The sequence below is a fragment of the Faecalibacterium sp. 3 genome (assembly GCF_048323735.1).
In the GTDB taxonomy this organism is placed as follows: domain Bacteria; phylum Bacillota; class Clostridia; order Oscillospirales; family Ruminococcaceae; genus Faecalibacterium; species Faecalibacterium wellingii.
Window position 1 is genome coordinate 2,474,594 of sequence record NZ_JBLWFN010000001.1, and the last position, 23,180, is coordinate 2,497,773.

13 protein-coding genes and 3 rRNA genes are annotated in these 23,180 nt (G+C 50.3%); 6 read left to right on the forward strand and 10 right to left on the reverse strand.

The annotated features are described in order from the left end of the window. The first annotated feature begins 6 nt into the window (after window positions 1-6). From ACNSPV_RS11735 to ACNSPV_RS11760, 6 genes are all read left to right on the forward strand, one after another. A complete protein-coding gene (locus ACNSPV_RS11735; protein ID WP_348583279.1) occupies window positions 7-1,977 on the forward strand; it encodes a recombinase family protein in 1,971 nt (656 codons plus the stop codon). Between the two features lie 274 nt (window positions 1,978-2,251). Further along, complete coding sequence (locus ACNSPV_RS11740) at window positions 2,252-4,009, forward strand: type I restriction-modification system subunit M (RefSeq protein ID WP_097777662.1); 1,758 nt, start codon at window positions 2,252-2,254, stop codon at window positions 4,007-4,009. Window positions 4,010-4,012: 3 nt separating this feature from the next. Continuing rightward, window positions 4,013-4,933 carry an AbiJ-NTD4 domain-containing protein gene (locus tag ACNSPV_RS11745; RefSeq protein WP_348583278.1) on the forward strand — a complete coding sequence of 307 codons (921 nt, stop codon included), beginning with the start codon at window positions 4,013-4,015 and terminating at the stop codon, window positions 4,931-4,933. A 1-nt stretch (window position 4,934) separates the two neighbouring features. After that, complete coding sequence (locus tag ACNSPV_RS11750; RefSeq protein ID WP_348583277.1) at window positions 4,935-6,155, forward strand: restriction endonuclease subunit S; 1,221 nt, start codon at window positions 4,935-4,937, stop codon at window positions 6,153-6,155. A 1-nt stretch (window position 6,156) separates the two neighbouring features. Continuing rightward, window positions 6,157-6,753 carry a hypothetical protein gene (locus tag ACNSPV_RS11755; protein ID WP_348583276.1) on the forward strand — a complete coding sequence of 199 codons (597 nt, stop codon included), beginning with the start codon at window positions 6,157-6,159 and terminating at the stop codon, window positions 6,751-6,753. 12 nt (window positions 6,754-6,765) lie between these two features. After that, on the forward strand, window positions 6,766-9,738 hold the full coding sequence (locus ACNSPV_RS11760) for a type I restriction endonuclease subunit R (RefSeq protein WP_348583275.1): 2,973 nt from the start codon (window positions 6,766-6,768) through the stop codon (window positions 9,736-9,738). Between the two features lie 675 nt (window positions 9,739-10,413). Here ACNSPV_RS11760 and ACNSPV_RS11765 read toward each other — a convergent pair. The 10 genes from ACNSPV_RS11765 to ACNSPV_RS11810 all read right to left on the reverse strand — a co-directional run bounded on the left by ACNSPV_RS11765 (window position 10,414) and on the right by ACNSPV_RS11810 (window position 23,117). Beyond that, entirely contained in the window at window positions 10,414-10,971 is a 558-nt protein-coding gene (locus tag ACNSPV_RS11765; RefSeq protein WP_348583273.1) for a hypothetical protein, read from the reverse strand. Between the two features lie 696 nt (window positions 10,972-11,667). Beyond that, the gene (locus ACNSPV_RS11770) at window positions 11,668-12,462 is read right to left on the reverse strand and encodes an ABC transporter ATP-binding protein (RefSeq protein ID WP_348583271.1); all 795 of its coding nucleotides are present in this window, start codon (window positions 12,460-12,462) and stop codon (window positions 11,668-11,670) included. Then, window positions 12,455-13,396 (reverse strand): ABC transporter permease, encoded by a 942-nt coding sequence (locus ACNSPV_RS11775; RefSeq protein WP_348583269.1) that lies wholly within the window; start codon window positions 13,394-13,396, stop codon window positions 12,455-12,457. The genes ACNSPV_RS11770 and ACNSPV_RS11775 overlap by 8 nt, the downstream gene beginning before the upstream one ends. 116 nt (window positions 13,397-13,512) lie before the next feature. After that, window positions 13,513-14,544, reverse strand: a complete 1,032-nt coding sequence (locus ACNSPV_RS11780; RefSeq protein WP_348583268.1) for an ABC transporter substrate-binding protein — start codon at window positions 14,542-14,544, stop codon at window positions 13,513-13,515. Between the two features lie 190 nt (window positions 14,545-14,734). After that, a complete protein-coding gene (locus ACNSPV_RS11785; protein WP_348583267.1) occupies window positions 14,735-15,460 on the reverse strand; it encodes a YkgJ family cysteine cluster protein in 726 nt (241 codons plus the stop codon). An 82-nt stretch (window positions 15,461-15,542) separates the two neighbouring features. Further along, a 5S ribosomal RNA gene (gene rrf, locus ACNSPV_RS11790) occupies window positions 15,543-15,659 on the reverse strand. 127 nt (window positions 15,660-15,786) lie between these two features. Further along, a 23S ribosomal RNA gene (locus ACNSPV_RS11795) occupies window positions 15,787-18,621 on the reverse strand. A 265-nt stretch (window positions 18,622-18,886) separates the two neighbouring features. Further along, a 16S ribosomal RNA gene (locus ACNSPV_RS11800) occupies window positions 18,887-20,397 on the reverse strand. The 16S, 23S and 5S rRNA genes sit together here, the layout of an rRNA operon. Before the next feature lie 534 nt (window positions 20,398-20,931). Beyond that, window positions 20,932-22,656 carry a recombinase family protein gene (locus ACNSPV_RS11805; protein WP_418268282.1) on the reverse strand — a complete coding sequence of 575 codons (1,725 nt, stop codon included), beginning with the start codon at window positions 22,654-22,656 and terminating at the stop codon, window positions 20,932-20,934. Continuing rightward, window positions 22,653-23,117, reverse strand: coding sequence for a hypothetical protein (locus ACNSPV_RS11810; RefSeq protein WP_348583265.1), 465 nt, complete (start codon window positions 23,115-23,117; stop codon window positions 22,653-22,655). The genes ACNSPV_RS11805 and ACNSPV_RS11810 overlap by 4 nt, the downstream gene beginning before the upstream one ends. Window positions 23,118-23,180 lie beyond the last annotated feature (63 nt).

A 23,180-nucleotide genomic window follows, 5' to 3' on the forward strand; every position in this document is an offset into this window, starting at 1 on the left:
TCAAGCATGAAAGATGTTGAAGTCATTAAAGCGCACAACACGCTCTCACCACGAGCGCGTACAAACTTTGAAAAAAGGCTACGCGTAGCTGCCTATTGTCGTGTCAGTACTGATACCGAAGATCAGCTGAACAGCTACAAATCGCAGGTCAAATACTATACCGAACTTATAAAAAGTAAGCCGGAATGGTCTTTGGCCGGCATCTATGCTGATGAAGCTATCACAGGTACGCAGGTGAAAAAGCGCGAGGATTTCCAGCGGTTAATCAACGACTGTATGAACGGTGACGTGGACATGGTGATTACCAAATCCATTTCGCGGTTTGCACGAAACACGCTTGACACTCTGAAATATGTTCGGATGCTCAAAGATAAAGGTGTGGCTGTGTTTTTTGAAGAAGAAAACATCAACACCCTTACTATGGACGGCGAACTGCTCCTTGTGATTTTAAGTTCTGTTGCACAGCAGGAAGTCGAAAATATTTCTGCGAATGTCAAAAAGGGCTTGAAGATGAAAATGCAGCGCGGTGAGCTGGTCGGTTTTCAGGGCTGTTTAGGCTATGACTACAATCCAGAGGACAAAACCCTCACCGTCAACGAAGAAGAAGCGGCTGTTGTCCGTTACATTTTTCAGCGATACACGGAGGGTGCCGGTGGTTCGGTTATTGCCAAAGAACTTGAAAACTTAGGTTATAAAACCAAACGCGGCAGTCCCAAATGGGCGGACAGTACCGTAATCGGCATTATCAAAAACGAAAAATACAAAGGCGACATTTTGTTAGGAAAGACATTCACCGTTGACCCTATTTCAAAACGGCGTCTGTACAACTTCGGCGAGGAAGATCAATTTTATATTCGTGAGCACCACGAGCCCATTATTTCGGAAGAAGTCTTTGAAGCCGCCCAAGAAATTTTGCGGCGGCGTGCAAAGCCCCGCAGCCTTAATGTAGACGGCAAACGTGAAAAGTTCAGCCGGAAATACGCTTTTAGCTGCATGATAGAATGTGGTTTCTGTGGTGGCACCCTGACAAGGAGGAGTTGGCATAGCAGTTCACAATATAATAAAGCAATCTGGCAATGTGTTGTTTCCACCAAAAAAGGAAAAAAGTTCTGCCCGGAGAGCAAGGGCGTTGACGAAAGAACGATTGAGCGGGCTTTTGTAGAATCTTATCGCCTCTTGTGCCAGAATAACAAGGATGTTCTGGACGAGTTTATGAAACGGACAGAAGAAACTCTTTCTGAAAGCAACGCGGGCAAGCGTCTTGCGAAAGCCGAAAGAGATATTCACGCTCTGGAAGTCAAGAAAAACAAGCTGGTTGATATGCGTCTTGAAGATACCATCGACAAGGAGACCTACGACCGAAAGTATTTGGACCTGTCCAGCCAGATTGAGCAGTTGCAGAAAGAGTGTGAAAGCCTGCAAGATGCAGCCGAAACCGAATCTACAATGCGCAAGCGTGTTGCCACGTTCCGGCAGACCCTTGAACAGAACGAGGTTCTGGACACCTTTGACCGACATATTTTTGAAAGTATAGTTGAAAAAGTAATCGTGGGCGGTTATGATAGTAATGGGAACAAAGACCCCTACATGATTGTCTTTGTTTACAAGACCGGGTTCAAAAACAGTGTGGACGGCAAGAATTTCAAGCCGCTTCGCAAGAATAGCAAGGAGAACCACTCCCCTGCTGTTTTGTGTTCCCATGCTTCTAACGAGGCTGAATCCATGTGTTCCGATTCTAGCGACGACACATGTGGAATGTGTAATCGCACTTTCCAAGGGCGAGATCGACGCCAAAAAAGTACGTGTAGAGTTCTCTTTGGAGGGCATGGACACCTCCGGATTGCAGAAAGGTGCGACCTATCCCGAAATCAAGGCCCGTGTGTTGGAACAGACTGGACTGAAGGTATCTTCCCTGTATATCTCGCAGGTCAAGCAGAAATGCGGTCTGGAGGTACGGGAGAACCACCACAAGGCTAAATCCGAAAACGCAAAGCAGCCTCAGTGTCCGAAGGAAAAAGAGGATGCGATTGTGGAAGCATTGAAGCATTTTCAAATGATTTGATTTACAGTATGCCCGTCTGGTTTTCAGGCGGGCATTTCTTTTTGGCAAAATATAGTCATTCCTCAAAATCCGTGGTACAATAGATGCAAGAATCATTTTTCAGGAAAAGCATTCTGCTATCCGATTTATAGGACACCAATTGTTGTAAGATTAGGATGTCCACATATCACAAAAAATAAGGAGCAACGTATGCCAAACGATAAGATCACCGCCGTAGGTGCCAACATTGCCGAAAAAGCCGCCATGATCTGGAACGTGGCCGATATGCTGCGGGGGCCGTTCAAGCCCCACGAGTACGGTCTGGTCATTCTGCCCATGACCGTGGTGAAGCGGTTCCACGACTGCCTGCTGCCCACCCATCAGGCAGTGCTGGACACCTACGAAAAGGTGAAAAAGCTGCAGGTCATCGACGGCTTTTTGCAGAAGGCCTCCGGTTACCAGTTCTATAACACCAGCCGCTTTACCTTCGAGACCCTGCTGGCAGACCCGGACAACATTGAATCCAACTTCCGGGATTACCTGTCCGGCTTTTCTGCCAACGCACAGGACGTGCTGGCAAAGTTCGACTTTGACAACATCATCAAGCGGATGGTGGAGAGCAACACCCTCTACCTCGTTATCAAGGAGTTCGGCTCCGAGAAGGGCTATCTCGGCCCGGACAAGATCAGTGCCGTGGACTGCGGCTACATCTTTGAGGACTTGGTGCGGCGGTTCTCCGAAAGCTTTGGCGAGGAAGCCGGAGCCCACTTCACCAGCCGGGATATCATCTACCTGATGACCGACCTGCTGCTGTCCGAAGCCGACCTCGATACCAGCAGCATGACCGTTTACGATATGGCCATGGGAACCAGCCAGATGCTCAGCTGCATGGAGGAGCGCATCCACGAGCTGAACAGCGACATTGAGGTGACCTGCTTCGGGCAGGAGTTCAATCCCTCCACCTTTGCCATCGCCAAGGCGGACATGATGATCCGCGGCGGCGACCCCAACAATATGCGGTTCGGTGATACCCTGTCAGAGGATCAGTTCCCCGGATTCACCTTCCAGTACATCATCTCCAACCCGCCCTTCGGCATTGACTGGAAGAGGGAGCAGAAGGCGGTGGAAGCCGAAGCCGCCCGGGGCGAGATGGGGCGTTTTGCGCCCGGTCTGCCCAAGATCAGCGATGGTCAGCAGCTTTTTGTGCTGAACGGCCTTGCCAAGCTGGCAAACAAGGGCAAGATGGCCATTATCCAGAACGGCTCTCCCCTGTTCAGCGGCGATGCCGGCAGCGGGCCCAGCAACATCCGGCAGTATATTCTGGAAAACGACTGGCTGGACTGCATCATCCAGCTTTCCACCGATATGTTCATGAACACCGGCATCTCCACCTACATCTGGGTGCTCAGCAAGGATAAGCCCGCCCACCGTGCGGGCAAGGTGCAGCTTATTGACGCCAGTCACTGCTTTGAGCCACGCCGCAAGAGCATCGGCACCAAGCGCAACGACATCACCGATGCCTGCCGGGAGCTGATCGTCACCGCCTACGGTGAGTTTGCCAACGGCAAGGTGTACGGCGACAAAAACGGCATCTATTGCGAGAGCAAGGTGTTCGAGAGCGTGGAGTTCGGCTACAACAAGATCGTGGTGGAGCGCCCCCAGCGGGACGAGGCAGGCAACATTCTCCTGAAACGCGGCAAGCCTGTGCCGGACACCAGCCTGCGGGACACCGAAAACGTGCCGCTGGTGCAGGATATTGACGCCTACTTTGCCCGGGAAGTTCTGCCCTACGCCCCCGACGCATGGATCGACCACAGCAAGACCAAGGTGGGCTACGAGATCCCCATGACCCGCTATTTCTATGAGTATCAGGCGCCGGAAGCCGTGGAGGATATCGTGGCACGCATTACCGCACTGGAACAGGATATCTCCGCCGGGCTGGCAGAGTTGTTCCATAAGGAGGGGTAATTTATGGATAAGAATGAACGGAAAAGCATGATTAAAGTTCGGGGTGGATTTAGTGAACGAAATAAAATCATCCAATTTTCTGATGCTATACAATCAACTGAATTCGACAACTGTTCTCGGATTGCATTATGCAATTGTATCTATGATTTTCTGTATAGTACATTTGCAATTCAATACAGTTCTTCTGCTGCCCTTTTTCCTGAATACCCCTCCTCTTATGAAATATCATTTTGTAAAAATATGATTCGTAATGTTTTTCATGAACATGATGAGCATCATTATTCTGATAGCTATAGTTGGAAAGTCATTTATTCTAGCGTCAAGGAAGTAATTACAACTGCTCCTTATAATGAAGTCCTCGATATTATTGAGTATGTTTGTAATCTTGTAGAATACCGCTCCGGGACTAAAAACACTGTCTATCAAAACTTTAACAATATATTCGAGCAAGAACATATCGGTTATCGTTTTGTTTCCAAGCAAATTGTTCCTATCACGGATGAAAGCGAAGCGCAAGAAATTGGCCAAGCTTGTCAAACTCCTTTTGACGGTGCGCGTGCTCAGCTTCAAAAGGCCCTTGGATTTTTATCTGACCGTGAACATCCTGACTACAAAAACTGCATCAAAGAAAGTATCAGTGCTGTGGAATCCGTCTGCAAAGTAATCTCTGGCAACGAAAAAGCCGCTCTGAAAGATGCTCTCAACAGTTTAATTGCCAATGGCATGAACATTCATGGCAGCCTAAAATCAGCCATCTTGGCCCTATACGGCTATGCTTCTGACGAAGGCGGCATCCGTCACTCCGAGCGCGAAACCGAAAGTACTGTCACTTTTGAAGAAGCCAAATTTATGATGGTTACTTGCAGCGCAATTGTCAACTATCTAGTTGCAGAATACGGAAAGCATGGTGCAGGAAATGCGTAAGATGAAAGACAGCGGCATTGAATGGATCGGGGAGATCCCGGAGGGGTGGAGAACCATAAACCCAAAAGCTCTCTTCACTCAGCGTAAAGACAAGGCACAGAAAGGCGAGCGCCAGCTTACCTCTAGCCAACAACATGGCATTCTTTATCAGGATGACTATATGGAGCTGACTGGCTCTAAAGTTGTTACTGTTGAAAAAGATTTTGATATTCTCAAACACGTCGAAGCTGGTGATTTTGTAATCAGTATGCGTAGTTTTCAAGGCGGACTGGAATACAGCACAAAATCCGGCGCTATTAGCTCCGCATACGTTATGCTTGTCCCGAATCTTGAATTAGTTTACCCACGCTTTTATAGATGGCTTTTGAAGTCCTCAGTTTATATTGACGCCCTGCAACGAACCACAAATATGGTTCGTGATGGTCAGGCAATGCGTTATTCTAACTTTGCACAAGTCCGGCTTTTCACCCTTCCTCTTGATGAGCAAAAATCAAGAGCTGATTTTCTAGATTTAGAATGCTCAAGTATTGATAAAATACTTTTCAAAACCCGCTCCAGCATTGAGGAATACAAAAAGCTCAAACAAGCGGTTATTACTCAGGCTGTGACAACGCTGAACTGCCCGAATGTCAAGCTTAAGTATTTAATGGATATTATCGTTGATTGTCCACATGAAACTCCCATTTATACATTTACAGGCAACTACTTAGTAATTCGAACTTCTGACCAATCTCTAGCATCCTTGCGCTGTGATGAAGACATGTACCGCCTTGATGAAGCTGAATATAAAAAGCGCACTCGTCGTTTGACATTAGACAAAGATGATATTGTCTATGGACGCGAAGGAAGTTGGGGTCTCGCTTGTCTCGTTCCTCAAAGTAATAAATATTGTCTTGGACAACGTGTAATGCAGTTTCGTTGCAATACTCGGTTGCTCTATCCCAAGTATGCTATGTATGCTCTTAACTCCGAAACAGTGTATATGCAGGGTGCTTTAGATACAATCGGCAGCACAGCTCCACATGTTAATATTTCTACGATATGCAACTATCTTCTGCCCGTTCCTTCATTAACCGAACAAAAAGAAATTGCCGATTACCTTGACGCCAAGTGCGCCGAGATTGATAAGCTGATTGCAAAGAAGGAGCAGCTGGTGAAAGAACTGGAAAGCTACAAGAAGAGTTTGATTTATGAGGTTGTAACGGGGAAACGGGAGGTGTAAAATGGAGACAGCTTCAAATATTATTATTTCTATATTGTCTAGTATTATCGGTGGTCTATTTACTTTCGGTGGCGTGTGGTTAACTATCAAGCACGAGCAAAAGAAAGAGCGACGCAATTATTTAGAGAGCATCAAACCTTACTTAGTCGTACAGCATTTAGTTGATCTTTCTAAAAGCGAAATTCAAAATATTAAAACACTTTCCATCCCGAATGATTCTGCCGCTCCCCTTCCTTCGTTAACCCAAACTTCTGTTGTTTATCATTGGGAAAATTTAGTTCTTACTAATGTGAGTAATAGTACTGGCATCTTTGCTTATATAAAAATCAATAGTTCTCCTTACGCTTTCCCGACTAAATCCCCCATAAAACCTTTTGAAACTTTTCAAATTATTGGAAATCTCATCTCAATTTTTATATTCTCTTCTATTGAATCTATCTCACTTGGCGTTTACGATAGCAATTTCAATTTGTATGAATATCCTTTGCGCTTCCGAATTGAAGAGTATACCGGCGACCCACATCCAAAACTTTCCTGCAAAGAAAAAGTAATAAAATTTGACGCTATTGACTGTCAAACCCATGTAATGAAAAACTAAGGAGGTCTAACTATGCCCCTCAACACCACCGAAAAGCAGTTTGAATCGGACATTGCGGCGGCGCTGCTCTCCCCTGCCGGGGGCTACACCCGAAACGGGGATTGCTACGACCCCAAGCTGGGGCTGTTTGTGGATACCCTCATCCGCTTTGTGCAAAAGACCCAGCCCAACGAGTGGGCATTTTTTGAAAAGCAGAACCCGGTAAACCCGGTGCGGAAGTTCTGCACGGCCTTTAACAATGCCTGCGATGCGGACGGGCTGCTTTCGGTGCTGCGGTATGGGTTCAAGCACCGGGGACGGCGGTTCCGGGTGTGCTATTTTCAGCCGGAATCTGCGCTGAACCAGAAGGACGCCCAGCGCTACGCCCAAAACGAGATCACCTGCAACCGGCAGTGGTTCTACTCCGACACCGCCCACAACTCGGTGGACATGGTGTTGGCGGTAAACGGCATCCCGGTGTTCGCCTTTGAGCTGAAGAACCAGTTCACCGGGCAGACCGTGGAGAACGCCAAACAGCAGTGGATGCACGACCGGGACCCCCGGGAGGTGTGTTTCCAGTTCAATAAGCGCATTCTGGGCTATTTTTGCGTAGACCTGACCGAGGTGTGGATGGCCACCCGGCTGGCGGGTAAGGACACCCGCTTTCTGCCCTTCAATCAGGGCTCTAACGGTGCCGGGCGGGACGGCGGTGCAGGCAACCCGCCCAACCCCAACGGCTACCTTACCGCCTACCTCTGGGAAGAAGTGTTCCAGAAGGACAGCATGATGGACATCCTGCAAAAGTTTATGAGCCTGCAGGACGGAAAAAAACTGATTTTTCCCCGGTATCACCAGCTGGACGTGGTGCGCAAGCTGGTGGCAGATGTGCGGCAGAAGGGTGCCGGGCAGCACTATCTCATCCAGCACAGCGCCGGGTCGGGCAAGTCCAACTCCATTGCATGGACGGCGTACCGGCTGGCTTCCCTGTTCAACACCGAGAACAAGCCGGTGTTTGCCAGCGTCATCGTGGTGACTGACCGCACCGTGCTGGACGCACAGCTGCAGGAGACCATCTCCGGCTTCGACCACACGCTGGGTGCGGTGGAGGCCATCGGCGAGGACAAAAACTCCGGCGACCTGCGGGATGCCATCAACAACGGCGCACGCATCATCATCACCACGCTGCAAAAGTTCCCGGTCATCTATACTGAGGTAAACAAGACCGCCGGGAAGAACTATGCCGTTATCATCGACGAAGCGCACTCCTCCCAGACCGGCACCTCTGCTTTGAAGCTGAAAGCCGCCCTTGCCGACACCGAGGATGCGCTGCGGGAATATGCCGAGCTGGAGGGCAAAGCGGAGGACGAGATCGACCCGGAGGATGCACTGGTGAAGGAGTTGACCTCCCACGGACGGCACAAGAACCTGTCCTTCTTTGCCTTTACTGCCACCCCAAAAGCCGCCACGCTGGAACTGTTCGGCACCGAGTACCCGGACGGCAGCCACCACCCTTTCCACATTTACAGTATGCGGCAGGCTATCGAGGAAGGGTTCATTCTGGATGTGCTGCAAAACTACATGACCTATACCACCTGCTTCAAGATTGCCAAGACCATCCCGGACAACCCCGACCTGCCTGCCAGCCGGGCGGCAAAACTTATCCGCAAGTACGAGGAACTGCACCCCTACAACATCAGCCAAAAGGCAAAGATCATTGTAGAGACCTTCCGGGAGACCACCAGCCACAAGATCGGCGGGCGGGGCAAGATGATGGTAGTCACCTCCTCCCGGCTGGCGGCGGTGCGGTACTTCCACGAGGTCAAGCGCTACATTGCCGAGCAGGGTTATGACGATGTGCAAATCTTAGCGGCGTTTTCCGGTGCCGTACCGGACGGCGGCGTGGAGTACACGGAGCAGTCCCTGAACGTCCGCGCCGACGGCAGCCACATTGCAGAGAGCCAGACCAAAAAGGAGTTCCACAACAACTTCGACGTGCTCATCGTGGCAGAAAAGTACCAGACCGGTTTTGACGAACCGCTGCTCCACACCATGATCGTGGACAAAAAGCTGAAGGGCGTCAAGGCGGTGCAGACCCTCTCCCGTCTGAACCGTACCTGCCCCGGCAAAATCGACACCTTTGTGTTGGATTTTGTGAACAAGGCAGAGGACATCCGGGAGGCCTTCCAGCCGTTTTATCAGGAAACCTTTCTGGAGCAGGAGGTCAACACCGACCTCATTTACAAGACCCAGAAGGAGCTGCGGAGCTTTGCCGTTTATTCCGATGCAGACGTGGAAGCCTTTGCCAAGGAGTATTTCCGCAGCACCAAGCAGGACAAAAATGCCGTGGGCCGCATGAGCAGCGTCTTGAAGCCGGTGGCAGACCGCTACAACCAGAAAACGCAGGCCGAGCGGTACCAGTTCCGCCGCCTGCTGCGCAGCCTTGTCAAGTGGTACGGTTACGTTTCACAGGTGGCGCGGATGTTTGATGAAGAGCTGCACAAGGAGAACGTATTCTGCGCTTACCTGCTCAAACTGCTGCCGCCGGACGAGGTCTCTCCGCTGGATCTGGAGGGCAAATTACAGTTGGAGTATTACAAGCTGCAAAAGACCTTTGCCGGTGCCATCGAGCTGGAACACGCCAAGGGCGTCTACGAGCCAGTCACCCAGAAAGGCGCTCTCGGCCACGACCCCAAGGAGCCGCTGGACGAGATCATTTTGAAGATCAATGAGAAGTTCAAGGGCGAGTTCACCAACGCCGACCGGGTGCTGCTTACTGCCCTGCATGACCGTCTGCTGGCCGACCCGAAGCTGGCAAAGCTGGCGCGCAGCTCCGACCCGCAGATCTTCACCGAGAGCATCTTCCCCAAGGCTTTTGATACTGCCGCACAGGACAGCTATCTCGAAGCGCAGGACACCTTCTCTTCCCTGTTTGAGGACACCAGCAAGTACAAGGCTATTATGTCGGCATTGGCAGAGTGGCTGTATGGGGAATTCCGCAATAAGTAAAACAGTTTTCCCTTTTTATTTGCTTAAAACAGCCTGCATCCACGGGATGCAGTTCAAGGGTTTGGGTGTTCCCAACAAGTATTTTGCAACGCAAAATAAGCAGATGTATATACGTCTGCATTGCTTGCGGGTGCTATGAAGCCTCTCAACGTGCTTCCCAAATTTGAAAATCATTTTGCAAATCAGACCGTCCGTTTTCAAGTTCAACTTGAAGCGGACGGTTATTTTTTGCTCAGGAAGTTTTCGAGTTTGCAATCGCAGCAAGCAGGGCAAGCCGGTACCACCTCGCAAGTTTTGAACCTGATTTTTTACAAATCCAGCTTCAAAACACTTGTTGGGCTTCGCCCAAACCCGATATTCCGCACAAAATTGCGCTGACCGTGTATTCTCGCTGATGCCGAATGAGCAAATTTTCTTGGAGAAAAATTTGTTCTATGAAAATCGGCGTTGATTCATCCAATATCACATCAAACCGGAACTATTACTTCCGGTTTTGAAGGTAAAAAGCGGAAGTATCACTTCCTAAAAATTTGAATAACTTTATGGTATGCAAAGCAACCTAAGTGTCCGAAGGATAAAGAGGATGCGATTGTGGAAGCATTGAAGTATTTTAAGATAATCTGATAAGCAATCCCCAGTCTATACCGATTCTAGTCGGTTTAGACTGGGGATTTTTCAATCATCCGTTGGATTCATGATTGCATTCAGATTGTCTATCACGAATTCCTGTGCATTCTCATCGTAGACAACGCACGGATATTCTCCATGTACTCCTGTACGGATTTCAGTAGTGATTCCCATCGCAATACCACTGGCAGTTGGAACCTTGCGACATTTTCCATCTGAAATATCTTCCTCCTCCATAAGTCCAACTTTTACCAGCCACGTGGTGATGGTTCGATAAGATACCTTCCGCATTTTCTTTTCGTCCAGAATCTCATTTACTTTATAGCTGATTCCACTGGCAGGTATCGGTGTTTTTGACGGTACATATTGCAGCTTTTCTTCTTCCGTAATGTAAAACAGTTTCTTATCCTTCTCGGACACCTTTTTAGGTTCATGACCATCAAGCTGTTTTCTCAGGACATCGGATACAAAGAACAGGCATCGAGAAATCTCTACGTTATTCACGATGTCCTGTTCTGGAATCGGTGTTCCATCCAGTGGATTCACCCCATTGGCAAGGCTGTCAATATAGTGTTTTGCGTGGTGGAGTTTTTCCTGTTCAGTCATCGAGCACACTCTCCTGTACACTTTACATAATATAGAGTTCTATTGTCTTATCAGACATTCAAAATCTTCTGAACTGCATACGACTTTGCATATTGTCCGCACAATTCACACATAAAAAGCCCACTGCGTGCAGATACCGCTTCTCCCGGATGGCTACGGGCGACTTCTTCAGGTGCGATATGAGTCCAGCCCTTAGAAGACCACACACATACATGCGTTAGTGATCCCATAATAGTTCTCCTCATACACTTTGTCGAACCCAATTATAATAGATTAATATTACCACTAATAGTTCAACAATAAAATAGAAATTCCAAACAGCCGCATTTTATCCAAATCATTCGGTTGAAATTTGTTTGTTATACCAGTTTTTTCGGTACATCAGCCTGCATCCGGCAGATGCAGTTCACGGGTTTTGGTGTCCCCCAACAAGCATTTTGCAATGAAAAAGTTGCCGTTGTATATCTCATCTCTGAAATCCTGGAGAAAATATTTTGTTTTTTCGTCTGTCTACTTGACAGGGAGCGGTTCACTATCCTTGTGCAACAGCCTCTTGTCTTTCTGTGGGCGTGCTTTCACTGGGCGGTTACCTATGAAGCCTCTCAACGTGCTTCCCGTATTTGAAAAAAGGACGCCTGTCCTCGGTTTTTTCCGAGGGCAGGCGTCCTTTGATTTTTGCGGGCAACGAAATTTTTATCAGGACAGCATCATGCGGTCGTTTGCAAACTCACCACCGCTGGCGATCTGGAATTTGGCCAGCAGGTCAGAAACATGCAGATTCTTCTTTTCCTCACCGGCCACGTCATAGATGATGTGGCCCTCGTGCATCATGATGAGGCGATTGCCATACTTGATGGCATCCTTCATGTTATGGGTGATCATCATGGTGGTCAGGTGGTTTTCCTCCACGATCTTGGCTGATAGGGTCAGCACCTTTAATGCCGTCTTGGGGTCCAATGCCGCCGTGTGCTCGTCCAGCAGCAGCAGCTTGGGCTTGTTCATGGTAGCCATCAACAGGGTCAGTGCCTGACGCTGACCGCCGGAAAGCAGGCCTACACGGGCGGTCAGACGATTTTCAAGGCCCAGATCAAGGGTCTTGAGCAGCTCACGGTACTGCTCACGCTCGGCCTTCGTGATGCCGATGCGCAGAGTGCGGCGCTTACCGCGGCGGGCTGCCAGCGCAAGGTTTTCTTCGATCTGCATAGTAGCGGCGGTGCCGGTCATGGGATCCTGAAATACACGGCCGATATAGGCAGCGCGCTGATGCTCGCTCAGGCGGGTGACATCCACACCATCAATGATGATCTTGCCCTCATCCACCGGCCACACACCGGCAACAGCATTGAGCATCGTAGATTTGCCCGCACCATTGCCGCCGATCACAGTGACAAAATCGCCCTCATTCAGCTTCAGGTTCAGGTCGTTCAGGGCAGTTTTCTGGTTGACCGTGCCAGCGTTAAAGGTCTTGGAAACGTTCTGGATCTCAAGCATTTTTTTCATCCTCCTTTGCCTTCTTCACCGGCTTCGAGAAGTACTTGCCCTTCCAGTACGGCACGGCAAGGAAAATTGCCACCACGGAGGCGCTCAGCAGCTTGAGCAGGTTTGCATCAAAGCCCAGCGTCAGCACCAGCTGGATCACAATGTAGTAGATGATGGCACCCAGAGAAACGGCAGCCATCTTGAGTGCAAAGTTGTGGAAGATGCGGCTGAACAGTGCCTCGCCGATGATAACCGCAGCCAGACCAATGACGATGGCGCCACGGCCCATGCCGACATCTGCAAAGCCCTGATACTGGCTCAGCAGCGCACCGGACAGAGCCACTAGACCATTGGAGACCGCCAGACCCAGCACAATATTGAAGTTGGTGTTGATGCCCTGCGCCCGGGACATTGCGGGGTTGGAGCCGGTAGCACGGATGGCGCAGCCCAGCTCGGTGCCAAAGAACCAGTACAGGATACCGATGAGCGCAGCGGTAACGATGATGACCATGATAATGGGGTTATGGATTGCAAATTCCTTGACCCAGCGCAGGGAGATCAGCAGACTGTACTTATCCACATTGATAGCCTGATTGGCCTTGCCCATGATTTTGAGGTTGATGGAATACAGCGAAAGCTGGGTCAGGATACCGGCAAGGATAGCCGGGATTCCCATAAAAGTGTGCAGGATGCCGGTGACAAAGCCTGCCAGCAAGCCTGCCAACAGCGCCATGAACAGCGAGACCCAGACATTCTGGCCGGACAGCAGGCACATGACACACACCGCGCCGCCGGTACCAAAGGAGCCATCCACGGTCAGGTCAGCCACATCCAGAATGCGGTAGGTCAGATACACGCCAATGGCCATGATGCCCCAGATAAGGCCCTGTGCGCAGGCACCCGGCAAAGCGCCCGGCAGATTTGCCAATCTTGCAATAACGTCCAAAACAATTCCTCCTGATTCTGATACACTTTTTTATTCACCCGTTTGAATACGGGAAAGCGGAGAAGAGCGTTCTCAGCCCTTCTCCGCTGATTTTCTATTTTGTTTTCCGAAATACTTTAGCCTTCGATTTCCTCGTAGCCGTCGGGAACGGTCAGGCCCAGATCGTCGCAGATGGCCTTGTTGTACTTCTTGGTCACATCGGTGTACTCAATGGGCATAGAAGAAATATCAGCCTCGCCATTCAGGATCTTGACTGCCATCTCACCGGTGGTGTAGCCCAGATCGTAGTAGCTGATGGAAAGGGTAGCCACACCGCAGCCGGCGCAGATGCCCTCTTCGCCTGCGAACACAGGCTTCTTTGCCGGGCGGCAGATACCGTCCACGATGCCGGTGTTGGCAGCGACCGTATTATCGGTAGGAACGTACAGAGCATCGTTCTCGTCCGCAGCCTTCTGGCAGACAGAGGACAGGTCGTTGGAATCAGAGAAAGCGTACTGAGTAACGGTGACACCCTTTTCCTTCAGATACTTCTGAACCTCATCCACCTGATACTGGCTGTTGGCCTCAGCAGAGCAGTACAGCAGGCCAACCTTCTTGGCTTCAGGCATCCACTCCACGATCATCTCAGCCTGCTGATCCAGCGGGGCCAGATCGGAAGTGCCGGAGATATTGCCGCCCACAACGCCATCGAAATCGGTCAGGCCCAAAGCCACACCGTACTCGGTAACAGAGGTGCCCAGCACCGGGATAGTGTTGGTGGCAGACTGTGCAGCCTGCAGGGCAGGAGTGGCGTTTGCCATAATCAGATCCACACCAGCAGAAACAAAGCCGTTGGTGATGGTAGCGCAGGTTGCAGAATCGCCCTGTGCATTCTGGAAATCGAAAGTAACATTCTCACCGAAGGACGCAGTCAAAGCATCTTCAAAGCCCTGAGTGGCGGCATCCAGAGCGGCATGCTGCACCAGCTGGCAGATGCCAATGGTGAATTTCTGGCCGTCAGCTGCGGCAGAGGCTGCTGCAGAAGATGCAGGGGCGGCAGAAGAAGCAGCTGCAGAAGATGCAGAAGAACCGCCGCAGGCAGTCAGAGCAGCTGCAGCACCGCAGGCAGCGGCTGCTGCCAGAAACGAACGACGAGTGATTTTACGCATAATGATCTATCTCCTCTATCTTTTTGCTTACGCGGCCTACAGGTGCCGCGCCAGAAAGCATAGTCTTGTATGCGGGACTCGTACAGTCTCGCTTTACACTCGTGAAGTATAACACACATTTCGCGGTAAAACAACTCACTTTTGTCCAAAAACGGCCTTTATTATCGATTGTATTAAATATATCTATCGATTATTTTGATTTGCCGTTCTGTTTCTTCTGATATTCCGTCAATTTTACAATTTCGCCATTCAGCCAATTGAGGTTGCGCTCCAACTGCGGCAGGAACCGCTGGGTGTAATCGTAATTAAAGTACAGTGCCTGCCAGAGTTTCGCCTGCATCCGGCGTACCAGCACCGGGCTGAGCAGAGTCTCGGCCTGTTCCACCACATCTTCCAGCTCCATACAGCCCAGTGCCCAGCGCACGTCCGTCTGCTCCCGGGCGGGAACATCATAGCGGGACAGGTAATCCTCCACCTTCGCTTCGATCACCCGTCCACCGCAGGCAGTGGGCTGCAGAAAATAGCTCACCTCCCCTTCCCTGCTGATCTCCTGCGCCAGCGGGTAAAGTGCACACACCAGCGGCTCAGCATCATGGATGGCGCAGTGGTCCCCAGTAAGGAAAGGACAATTGTTTCGGTTTTCTTTCACCGGGGCCAGCCGCAGCACCGGCAGATGGCTCACTGTGCCGATGCTTGCCCGGCAGAACCCCCGCGCCACCATTTGCGGCGGCAGACGCAGCCGGGCCGCAATGCGCCAGAGATCAAAGCCCGACAGCACGATATCCTCCCGCCCCCGGCAGCAATCGCCACAGCCATTGCACGCAAAGCTGAAATGCGCGTCCCGTGCCAGCAGAGGCATGGCATCCGTACGTGTGAAATCGATCTGTCCGCAAAGGTCGATATGATGGTTCCTCATTTGTTCTTCCTTCTTTCCCTGCAATCCTGCCAGCATAAATTCAAAAAAGCCCTGAGACATCCATCTCAGGGCTTTCTGTTCAAGTCGGCGACTACCTATTTTCACGCGCCGTTTCCAGCGAACTATCTTCGGCACAAGTGAGCTTAACTTCTGTGTTCGGAATGGGAACAGGTGGAACCTCACCGTCATCGACACCGACCGATCTGACTGGCCTAGTATAACATATCTGTTGTACTTTGTCCAGTGTTTCTTAGAAGGACGTGCCTTCAAAACTGAATAATCACTGCTTACATTTTTTCGTTGACTCTCAGAGTCTCAAGCGAATTGTGGTCAAGCCCTCGACCTATTAGTACACGCTTGCTGAATGGATCGCTCCACTTACACATCGTGCCTATCAACCTTGTAGTCTTCAAGGGGTCTTACTTGTTTGAAACAATGGGATATCTTATCTTTGGGTCGGCTTCACGCTTAGATGCTTTCAGCGTTTATCCGATCCGTACATAGTTGCCCAGCTATGCTCTTGGCAGAACAACTGGTGCGCCAGAGGTACGTCCGCTCCGGTCCTCTCGTACTAGGAACAGCTCCCATCAAATATCCTGCGCCCACGACAGATAGGGACCGAACTGTCTCACGACGTTCTGAACCCAGCTCGCGTACCGCTTTAATTGGCGAACAGCCAAACCCTTGGGACCGAATACAGCCCCAGGATGCGATGAGCCGACATCGAGGTGCCAAACCTCCCCGTCGATGTGGACTCTTGGGGGAGATCAGCCTGTTATCCCCAGGGTAACTTTTATCCGTTGAGCGATGGCATTTCCACTCACATACCACCGGATCACTAACTCCAACTTTCGTTACTGCTCGACCCGTCAGTCTCGCAGTTAGGCTCGCTTCTGCGTTTGCACTCTTTTGCTTGATTTCCGTTCAAGCTGAGCGAACCTTTGAACGCCTCCGTTACTCTTTAGGAGGCGACCGCCCCAGTCAAACTGCCCACCTAACAATGTCCCCCGCCTTGATTCAAAGGCGCAGGTTAGAATTCCAATATCGCAAGGATGGTATCCCAACGGCCACTCCACAAGCGCCAAAGCACCTGCTTCCCAGTGTCCCATCTATCCTGTGCATGCAACATCGAAACCCAATATTAGGCTACAGTAAAGCTCCATGGGGTCTTTCCGTCTTGTCGCGGGTAACCGGCATCTTCACCGGTACTACAATTTCGCCGGGCGGGCTGTTGAGACAGTGCCCAAATCATTACGCCTTTCATGCGGGTCAGAACTTACCTGACAAGGAATTTCGCTACCTTAGGACCGTTATAGTTACGGCCGCCGTTCACTGGGGCTTCGATTCAATGCTTGCACATCTCCTCTTAACCTTCCAGCACCGGGCAGGCGTCAGCTCGTATACGTCATCTTTCGATTTAGCACAAACCTGTGTTTTTGGTAAACAGTTGCTTGGGCCGATTCTCTGCGGCTGCATTGCTGCAGCACCCCTTCTCCCGAAGTTACGGGGTCAATTTGCCGAGTTCCTTAACAACCCTTCTCCCGTTGGCCTTAGAATCTTCTTCCTACCTACCTGTGTCGGTTTGCGGTACGGGCACCGCAGAAATACACACAGCTTTTCTCGCCATCTTCCATCCCGGACTTCGGTACTAATTTCCCTCGATCGCTACCGGAACCAACACCCGGCTCCGAGACTTCATATGTGTCCCTGTGTTTAACTCTTTTGGTGGTGACGGAATCTCTACCGTCTGTGCATCGGCTACGCCGTTAGGCCTCACCTTAGCTCCCGACTGACCTGGAGCGGACGAACCTTCCTCCAGAAACCTGAGGCTTTCGGCCATGCAGATTCTCACTGCATTCGCGCTACTCATTCCGGCATTCTCACTTCTATACACTCCACAGCCGCTTGCGCTACTGTTTCACCGCGTATACAACGCTCCCCTACCCAATACATTGCTGTATTGCCTAAGCTTCGGTGTCAGGTTTAGCCCCGTTAAATTCTCCGCGCAAAGACGCTCGACCAGTGAGCTATTACGCACTCTTTGAATGAGTGGCTGCTTCTGAGCCAACATCCTGGTTGTCTGCGTATCTTCACATCGTTTTCCACTTAACCTGACTTTGGGACCTTAGCTGTAGATCTGGGCTGTTTCCCTTTTGACAATGACATTTATCTGACACTGTCTGACTCCCAAGCATCAATACTCTGGCATTCTGAGTTTGATAAGCTTCGCTAACCTCTCGGCCGCTAGGCTATTCAGTGCTTTACCTCCAGGTATCTAACTTGAGGCTAGTCCTAAAACTATTTCGGGGAGAACCAGCTATCTCCGGGTTCGATTGGAATTTCTCCGCTACCCACAGTTCATCCGCCGCCTTTTCAACGGAGGTCGGTTCGGTCCTCCATGGAATTTTACTTCCACTTCAACCTGACCATGGGTAGGTCACCCGGTTTCGGGCCCATTGTATGCAACTTAACGCCCTTTTCAAACTCGCTTTCGCTTCGGCTCCAGACCTTAAGTCCTTAACCTTGCTGCATACAATCGCTCGCCGGACCGTTCTACAAAAAGTACCCTATCACGCTTTGACGCGCTCTAGGTGCTTGTAGGCACAGGGTTTCAGGTTCTTTTTCACTCCCCTCCCGGGGTGCTTTTCACCTTTCCTTCACAGTACTATACGCTATCGGTCACTGGGTAGTATTTAGGGTTGGAGGGTGGTCCCCCCGTATTCCGACCAGGTTTCACGTGTCTGGCCGTACTCTGGAATTCGCTCGGCTCTTGTCGCTTTCACCTACGTGGTTCTCACACTCTCTGACCGGCCTTCCCATGCCGTTCGGTTAACAACTTAAGTCCTAAATGCGCTCCGTACCCCGAAAGTATTTCTACTCTCGGTTTGCCCTCTTCCGCGTTCGCTCGCCACTACTTACGGAATCTCGTTTGATGTCTCTTCCTCGCCCTACTTAGATGTTTCAGTTCAGGCGGTTCCCTCGATATACCTATTTTGAAGTTCAGTATAACGTACCTGAGTATGAACCCAGGTGAGTTTCCTCATTCAGAAATCTCCGGATCAATGCTTATTTGCAGCTCCCCGAAGCTTATCGCAGCTTATCACGTCTTTCATCGGCTCCCAGTGCCAAGGCATTCGCCCTGCGCCCTTGTTCGCTTGACCTTTCAAACGTTCTCTTGGAACATTTGGTATCCTCTTGATTCTCTCTTGCCAACGAAGATTATTGTTACCCTTCCTTTTGAAATTGCAATATTTCTTAAAAAGAACTTACTATAATCTTTGTTTCGCAGTTATTATTCAGTTTTCAAGGTACGTCTTTGAGTGTCCTTTTCAGGGCCCTCAAAATCGAACAATATCTACTCTACTCGTTCAAACCTGTCCAAGAACTGTCCATCTTTTGATGTTCTGTCCTTGCCTGACTCCTTAGAAAGGAGGTGATCCAGCCGCAGGTTCTCCTACGGCTACCTTGTTACGACTTCACCCCAATCACCAGTTTTACCTTCGGCGGCGTCCTCCTTGCGGTTAGACTACCGACTTCGGGTCCCCCCGGCTCTCATGGTGTGACGGGCGGTGTGTACAAGGCCCGGGAACGTATTCACCGTGGCATGCTCATTCACGATTACTAGCAATTCCGACTTCGTGCAGGCGAGTTGCAGCCTGCAGTCCGAACTGGGACGTTGTTTCTGAGTTTTGCTCCACCTCGCGGTCTTGCTTCTCTTTGTTTAACGCCATTGTAGTACGTGTGTAGCCCAAGTCATAAAGGGCATGATGATTTGACGTCATCCCCACCTTCCTCCGTTTTGTCAACGGCAGTCTGGCCAGAGTCCTCTTGCGTAGTAACTGACCATAAGGGTTGCGCTCGTTGCGGGACTTAACCCAACATCTCACGACACGAGCTGACGACAACCATGCACCACCTGTCTCCTTGCTCCGAAGAGAATACATATTTCTATGCCTGTCAAGGGATGTCAAGACTTGGTAAGGTTCTTCGCGTTGCGTCGAATTAAACCACATACTCCACTGCTTGTGCGGGCCCCCGTCAATTCCTTTGAGTTTCAACCTTGCGGTCGTACTCCCCAGGTGGATTACTTATTGTGTTAACTGCGGCACTGAAGGGGTCAATCCTCCAACACCTAGTAATCATCGTTTACGGTGTGGACTACCAGGGTATCTAATCCTGTTTGCTACCCACACTTTCGAGCCTCAGCGTCAGTTGGTGCCCAGTAGGCCGCCTTCGCCACTGGTGTTCCTCCCGATATCTACGCATTCCACCGCTACACCGGGAATTCCGCCTACCTCTGCACTACTCAAGAAAAACAGTTTTGAAAGCAGTTTATGGGTTGAGCCCATAGATTTCACTTCCAACTTGTCTTCCCGCCTGCGCTCCCTTTACACCCAGTAATTCCGGACAACGCTTGTGACCTACGTTTTACCGCGGCTGCTGGCACGTAGTTAGCCGTCACTTCCTTGTTGGGTACCGTCATTATCTTCCCCAACAACAGGAGTTTACAATCCGAAGACCTTCTTCCTCCACGCGGCGTCGCTGCATCAGGGTTTCCCCCATTGTGCAATATTCCCCACTGCTGCCTCCCGTAGGAGTCTGGGCCGTGTCTCAGTCCCAATGTGGCCGTTCAACCTCTCAGTCCGGCTACCGATCGTCGCCTTGGTGGGCCGTTACCTCACCAACTAGCTAATCGGACGCGAGGCCATCTCAAAGCGGATTGCTCCTTTTCCCTCTGCTCGATGCCGAGCCGTGGGCTTATGCGGTATTAGCAGTCGTTTCCAACTGTTGTCCCCCTCTTTGAGGCAGGTTCCTCACGCGTTACTCACCCGTTCGCCACTCGCTCGAGAAAGCAAGCTCTCTCTCGCTCGTTCGACTTGCATGTGTTAGGCGCGCCGCCAGCGTTCGTCCTGAGCCAGGATCAAACTCTTTATAAATGATATTTATCACTTAAAAGTGTTAAATCTTGTTCGCTCAGCACGCAATCGCTTGCGTCCTGTGTGAATTACTTTTGGAATTGTTTTAAGTGTTTTTCCAAACACATAAAGGTTCCTTACAAGTTTTTTCGATATTGTTCAATTTTCAAGGTCCTGTAGCGCCTCAGCCTTGCGGCTGACGACCTGTTTATTGTACCACCGAAGTGGTTTTTTGTCAAGCCTTATTTTTTAGAAGCTTTTGAGCTTTCTGAACTTGGACACTCAAGAAGTTTCTCAGAACAAACTGGAACTTTTTCAGCGTCTATTGGTTCTTTTCAAGGGCTTCCTGCTGTGGCTCCGGAAGTCATTCTTTTGCCTCAGCGCTTGGCGCTCAAGTATAATACCACACCCCCGCCTCCTTGTCAACACTTTTTGACAGATTTTTTCATCTTTTTTCTTGCGCTGCTGAAAAACGTTCATTTTCTTGTAGCAGAGTTCCCATAAAACAGTATTTGCAAAAGCTCCCGAAATGGGGAAGATTTGGCGTGACTTCGGTCACGCCTTTTCTTTTGCTTCCAGTTCATCCAGAGGGATGTACCCCAGCCCATCGTACTTGATATGGATGTGCTGCACCCGCTTTCCGCTGGACTTATCCGGGGCATCCACATAGATGGCCGACACCAGTTCACGGAGAGCATAAGGGGTGAGTTCTTCAATATGAACGTACTTGTGCGCTTTCTGGACGAACTTTTCAATATTCTCGATCTGCTGTTCCTGTACTTCAATTTCCTGCTGGATAGAGAGGGCTTCCTCTTCCAGATGCTTCTGTTCGGCATCGTAGCTCTGGCTCATCATGTCAAAGCGTTCATCGCTCAGCTTTCCGCTGGCGTTATCCTCGTAGATTTTCATGAACAGCCGTTTGAGGTCTGCAATCCGCTTCTCATTCCGGGCAAGCTGCTTCTTCAGGACGGTCAGCTTTTCGGTGCTTTCCACCCGAAGCTGCTCCTCCATGACCTTGCGGAAGTAGTCTTCATGACGGAGAATGTAGTCCGTCACCCGCTGAACATGACTCAGTACACGTCCTTCCAGAACCTTTACCCGGATGAAGTGTCCCTTGCACTTGCTCCCGTTCTTCTTGTGCAGAGAGCAATCAAAGAAGTCTTGACTGAAGTCCCTGTTGTTGGACGAACCATATTGCATCTTAGAACCGCAGTCAGCGCAGTAGACCATACCGGAGAAAATGCTGCTCTTGCCTGTCCGGGTCATGCGGTGACGCTGGTTACGAATCTCCTGAACCTTTTCAAACACATCATCGTCAATAATGCGCTCATGTGTATCTAGGAAGATAGCCTGATTTTCCACAGGATTCAGATGTCTCTTTTTATCCCAGATAGAGTTAGTATAGGTCTTGAAGTTGACTGTGCAGCCCGTGTACTCCCGGCGTTCCAGAATCAAACTTACTGCTCTTTTATCCCAGCGATAAGGGTCTTCCGGGGCAGGTGCGTTTGTACTCCGGCCATGGCTCAACTTGTAGGCGGTAGGATTCAGAACTTTATCTTCCCACAGTTGGTTCGCAATTTGGGTCGGCCCACGTCCCTCCATGCACATGGAGAAGATGCGCTTCACAATCGCAGCCGCTTCCGGGTCAACAAGCCAATGCTTCGGGTTCTCCGGGTCTTTTACATAACCGTACGGCACATTGACCGTCAGCGGCACTCCACGCTCTCCCTTGGCCTTCTGGACAGCCCGAATCTTTCGGCTGGTATCACGGGCGTAAAACTCGTTGAACCAGTTCTTAATGCCTGCAAAATCGTTGTTTACACTGTTCGGGTCAATGGTGTCGTAATTATCGTTAATGGCAATGTAGCGAACGCCATACTGGGGAAAGGTGAAGTTTGTGTACAGTCCCGTCAAGGCAGAGTTGCGCCCCAGTCGGGACAGGTCTTTCGTAATAACGATTCCTATACGCCCTGCTTCAATCTCGGCCAGCATACTCTGAAAGCCGGGGCGGTCGTAGTTCGTGCCAGAATAGCCATCATCCACAAAGAACACCGGGTTCGAGAAGTGGTTCTTTTTAGCGTAGTCCAAAAGGATATCCTTCTGGTTCTCGATAGAAAGACTTTCACCGAGTCGCGCGTCCTCCTGTGACAGTCGGCAATAAAGTGCGGTGATTTTATTCGTTGCTCCAGACATTGTTGTGTCCTCCTTACTCTGTGGAGCAACTGTCAGTACAGGATTGGTTACCGGGTCAAGTATAGCAGAATTGGGCGCAGTTGTCATTCGTCTGCACCCTCATCTTCAAATTTTTGCTGGGCGTTCTTGGCAACAATGCGCTCCAGCTTCTTCAAAAAGGATTCCTTACCCTCATAGCTGCCGGTCACGGTGTAGGTGGTGTGACCGACTTTCTCCGTGGTGGTCAGTTCAGGAATCCAGAACGCGGACAGGTTCTTGACGTGGAGATTGCCGTTCTCGTCCACATAAGAGTCGTGCTTCTTCTGTTCTTCGGTCAAGGGCTGCCGCTTGAAATAGATTTCATTTTCGGAGATGCTCACGGTCTCGCTGGCCTGCTCCTTCGGGGCATCGTCATACAGCTGGGCGAAAAATGCCAGTGCATCTTCGGGCGGGTCTTCCTCCATGAGCTGCTCGAAAACCTGCTGTTCCTCTGCCGAGAGGTTGTTCCATGCGGCTTCCAACTCCTGTTCGTTGGCTGCATTGACAAAGGCTTCGATTTCTTTTTTCATGGTTCATCCTCCTTTGGCTGTGAAAAGCGGATTTTCAAAAAGCATAGGTTTTCGTGAGAGCAA

Bases quoted from the DNA above. Each gene is read 5' to 3' on its own strand.
- ACNSPV_RS11805 (WP_418268282.1), bottom strand. From the start codon at position 22,656: ATGACAACTGCGCCCAATTCTGCTATACTTGACCCGGTAACCAATCCT.
- ACNSPV_RS11785 (WP_348583267.1), bottom strand. From the start codon at position 15,460: ATGAGGAACCATCATATCGACCTTTGCGGACAGATCGATTTCACACGT.
- ACNSPV_RS11755 (WP_348583276.1), top strand. From the start codon at position 6,157: ATGGAGACAGCTTCAAATATTATTATTTCTATATTGTCTAGTATTATC.
- ACNSPV_RS11810 (WP_348583265.1), bottom strand. From the start codon at position 23,117: ATGAAAAAAGAAATCGAAGCCTTTGTCAATGCAGCCAACGAACAGGAG.
- ACNSPV_RS11760 (WP_348583275.1), top strand. From the start codon at position 6,766: ATGCCCCTCAACACCACCGAAAAGCAGTTTGAATCGGACATTGCGGCG.
- ACNSPV_RS11740 (WP_097777662.1), top strand. From the start codon at position 2,252: ATGCCAAACGATAAGATCACCGCCGTAGGTGCCAACATTGCCGAAAAA.
- ACNSPV_RS11750 (WP_348583277.1), top strand. From the start codon at position 4,935: ATGAAAGACAGCGGCATTGAATGGATCGGGGAGATCCCGGAGGGGTGG.
- ACNSPV_RS11735 (WP_348583279.1), top strand. From the start codon at position 7: ATGAAAGATGTTGAAGTCATTAAAGCGCACAACACGCTCTCACCACGA.
- ACNSPV_RS11780 (WP_348583268.1), bottom strand. From the start codon at position 14,544: ATGCGTAAAATCACTCGTCGTTCGTTTCTGGCAGCAGCCGCTGCCTGC.
- ACNSPV_RS11745 (WP_348583278.1), top strand. From the start codon at position 4,013: ATGGATAAGAATGAACGGAAAAGCATGATTAAAGTTCGGGGTGGATTT.
- ACNSPV_RS11770 (WP_348583271.1), bottom strand. From the start codon at position 12,462: ATGCTTGAGATCCAGAACGTTTCCAAGACCTTTAACGCTGGCACGGTC.
- ACNSPV_RS11765 (WP_348583273.1), bottom strand. From the start codon at position 10,971: ATGACTGAACAGGAAAAACTCCACCACGCAAAACACTATATTGACAGC.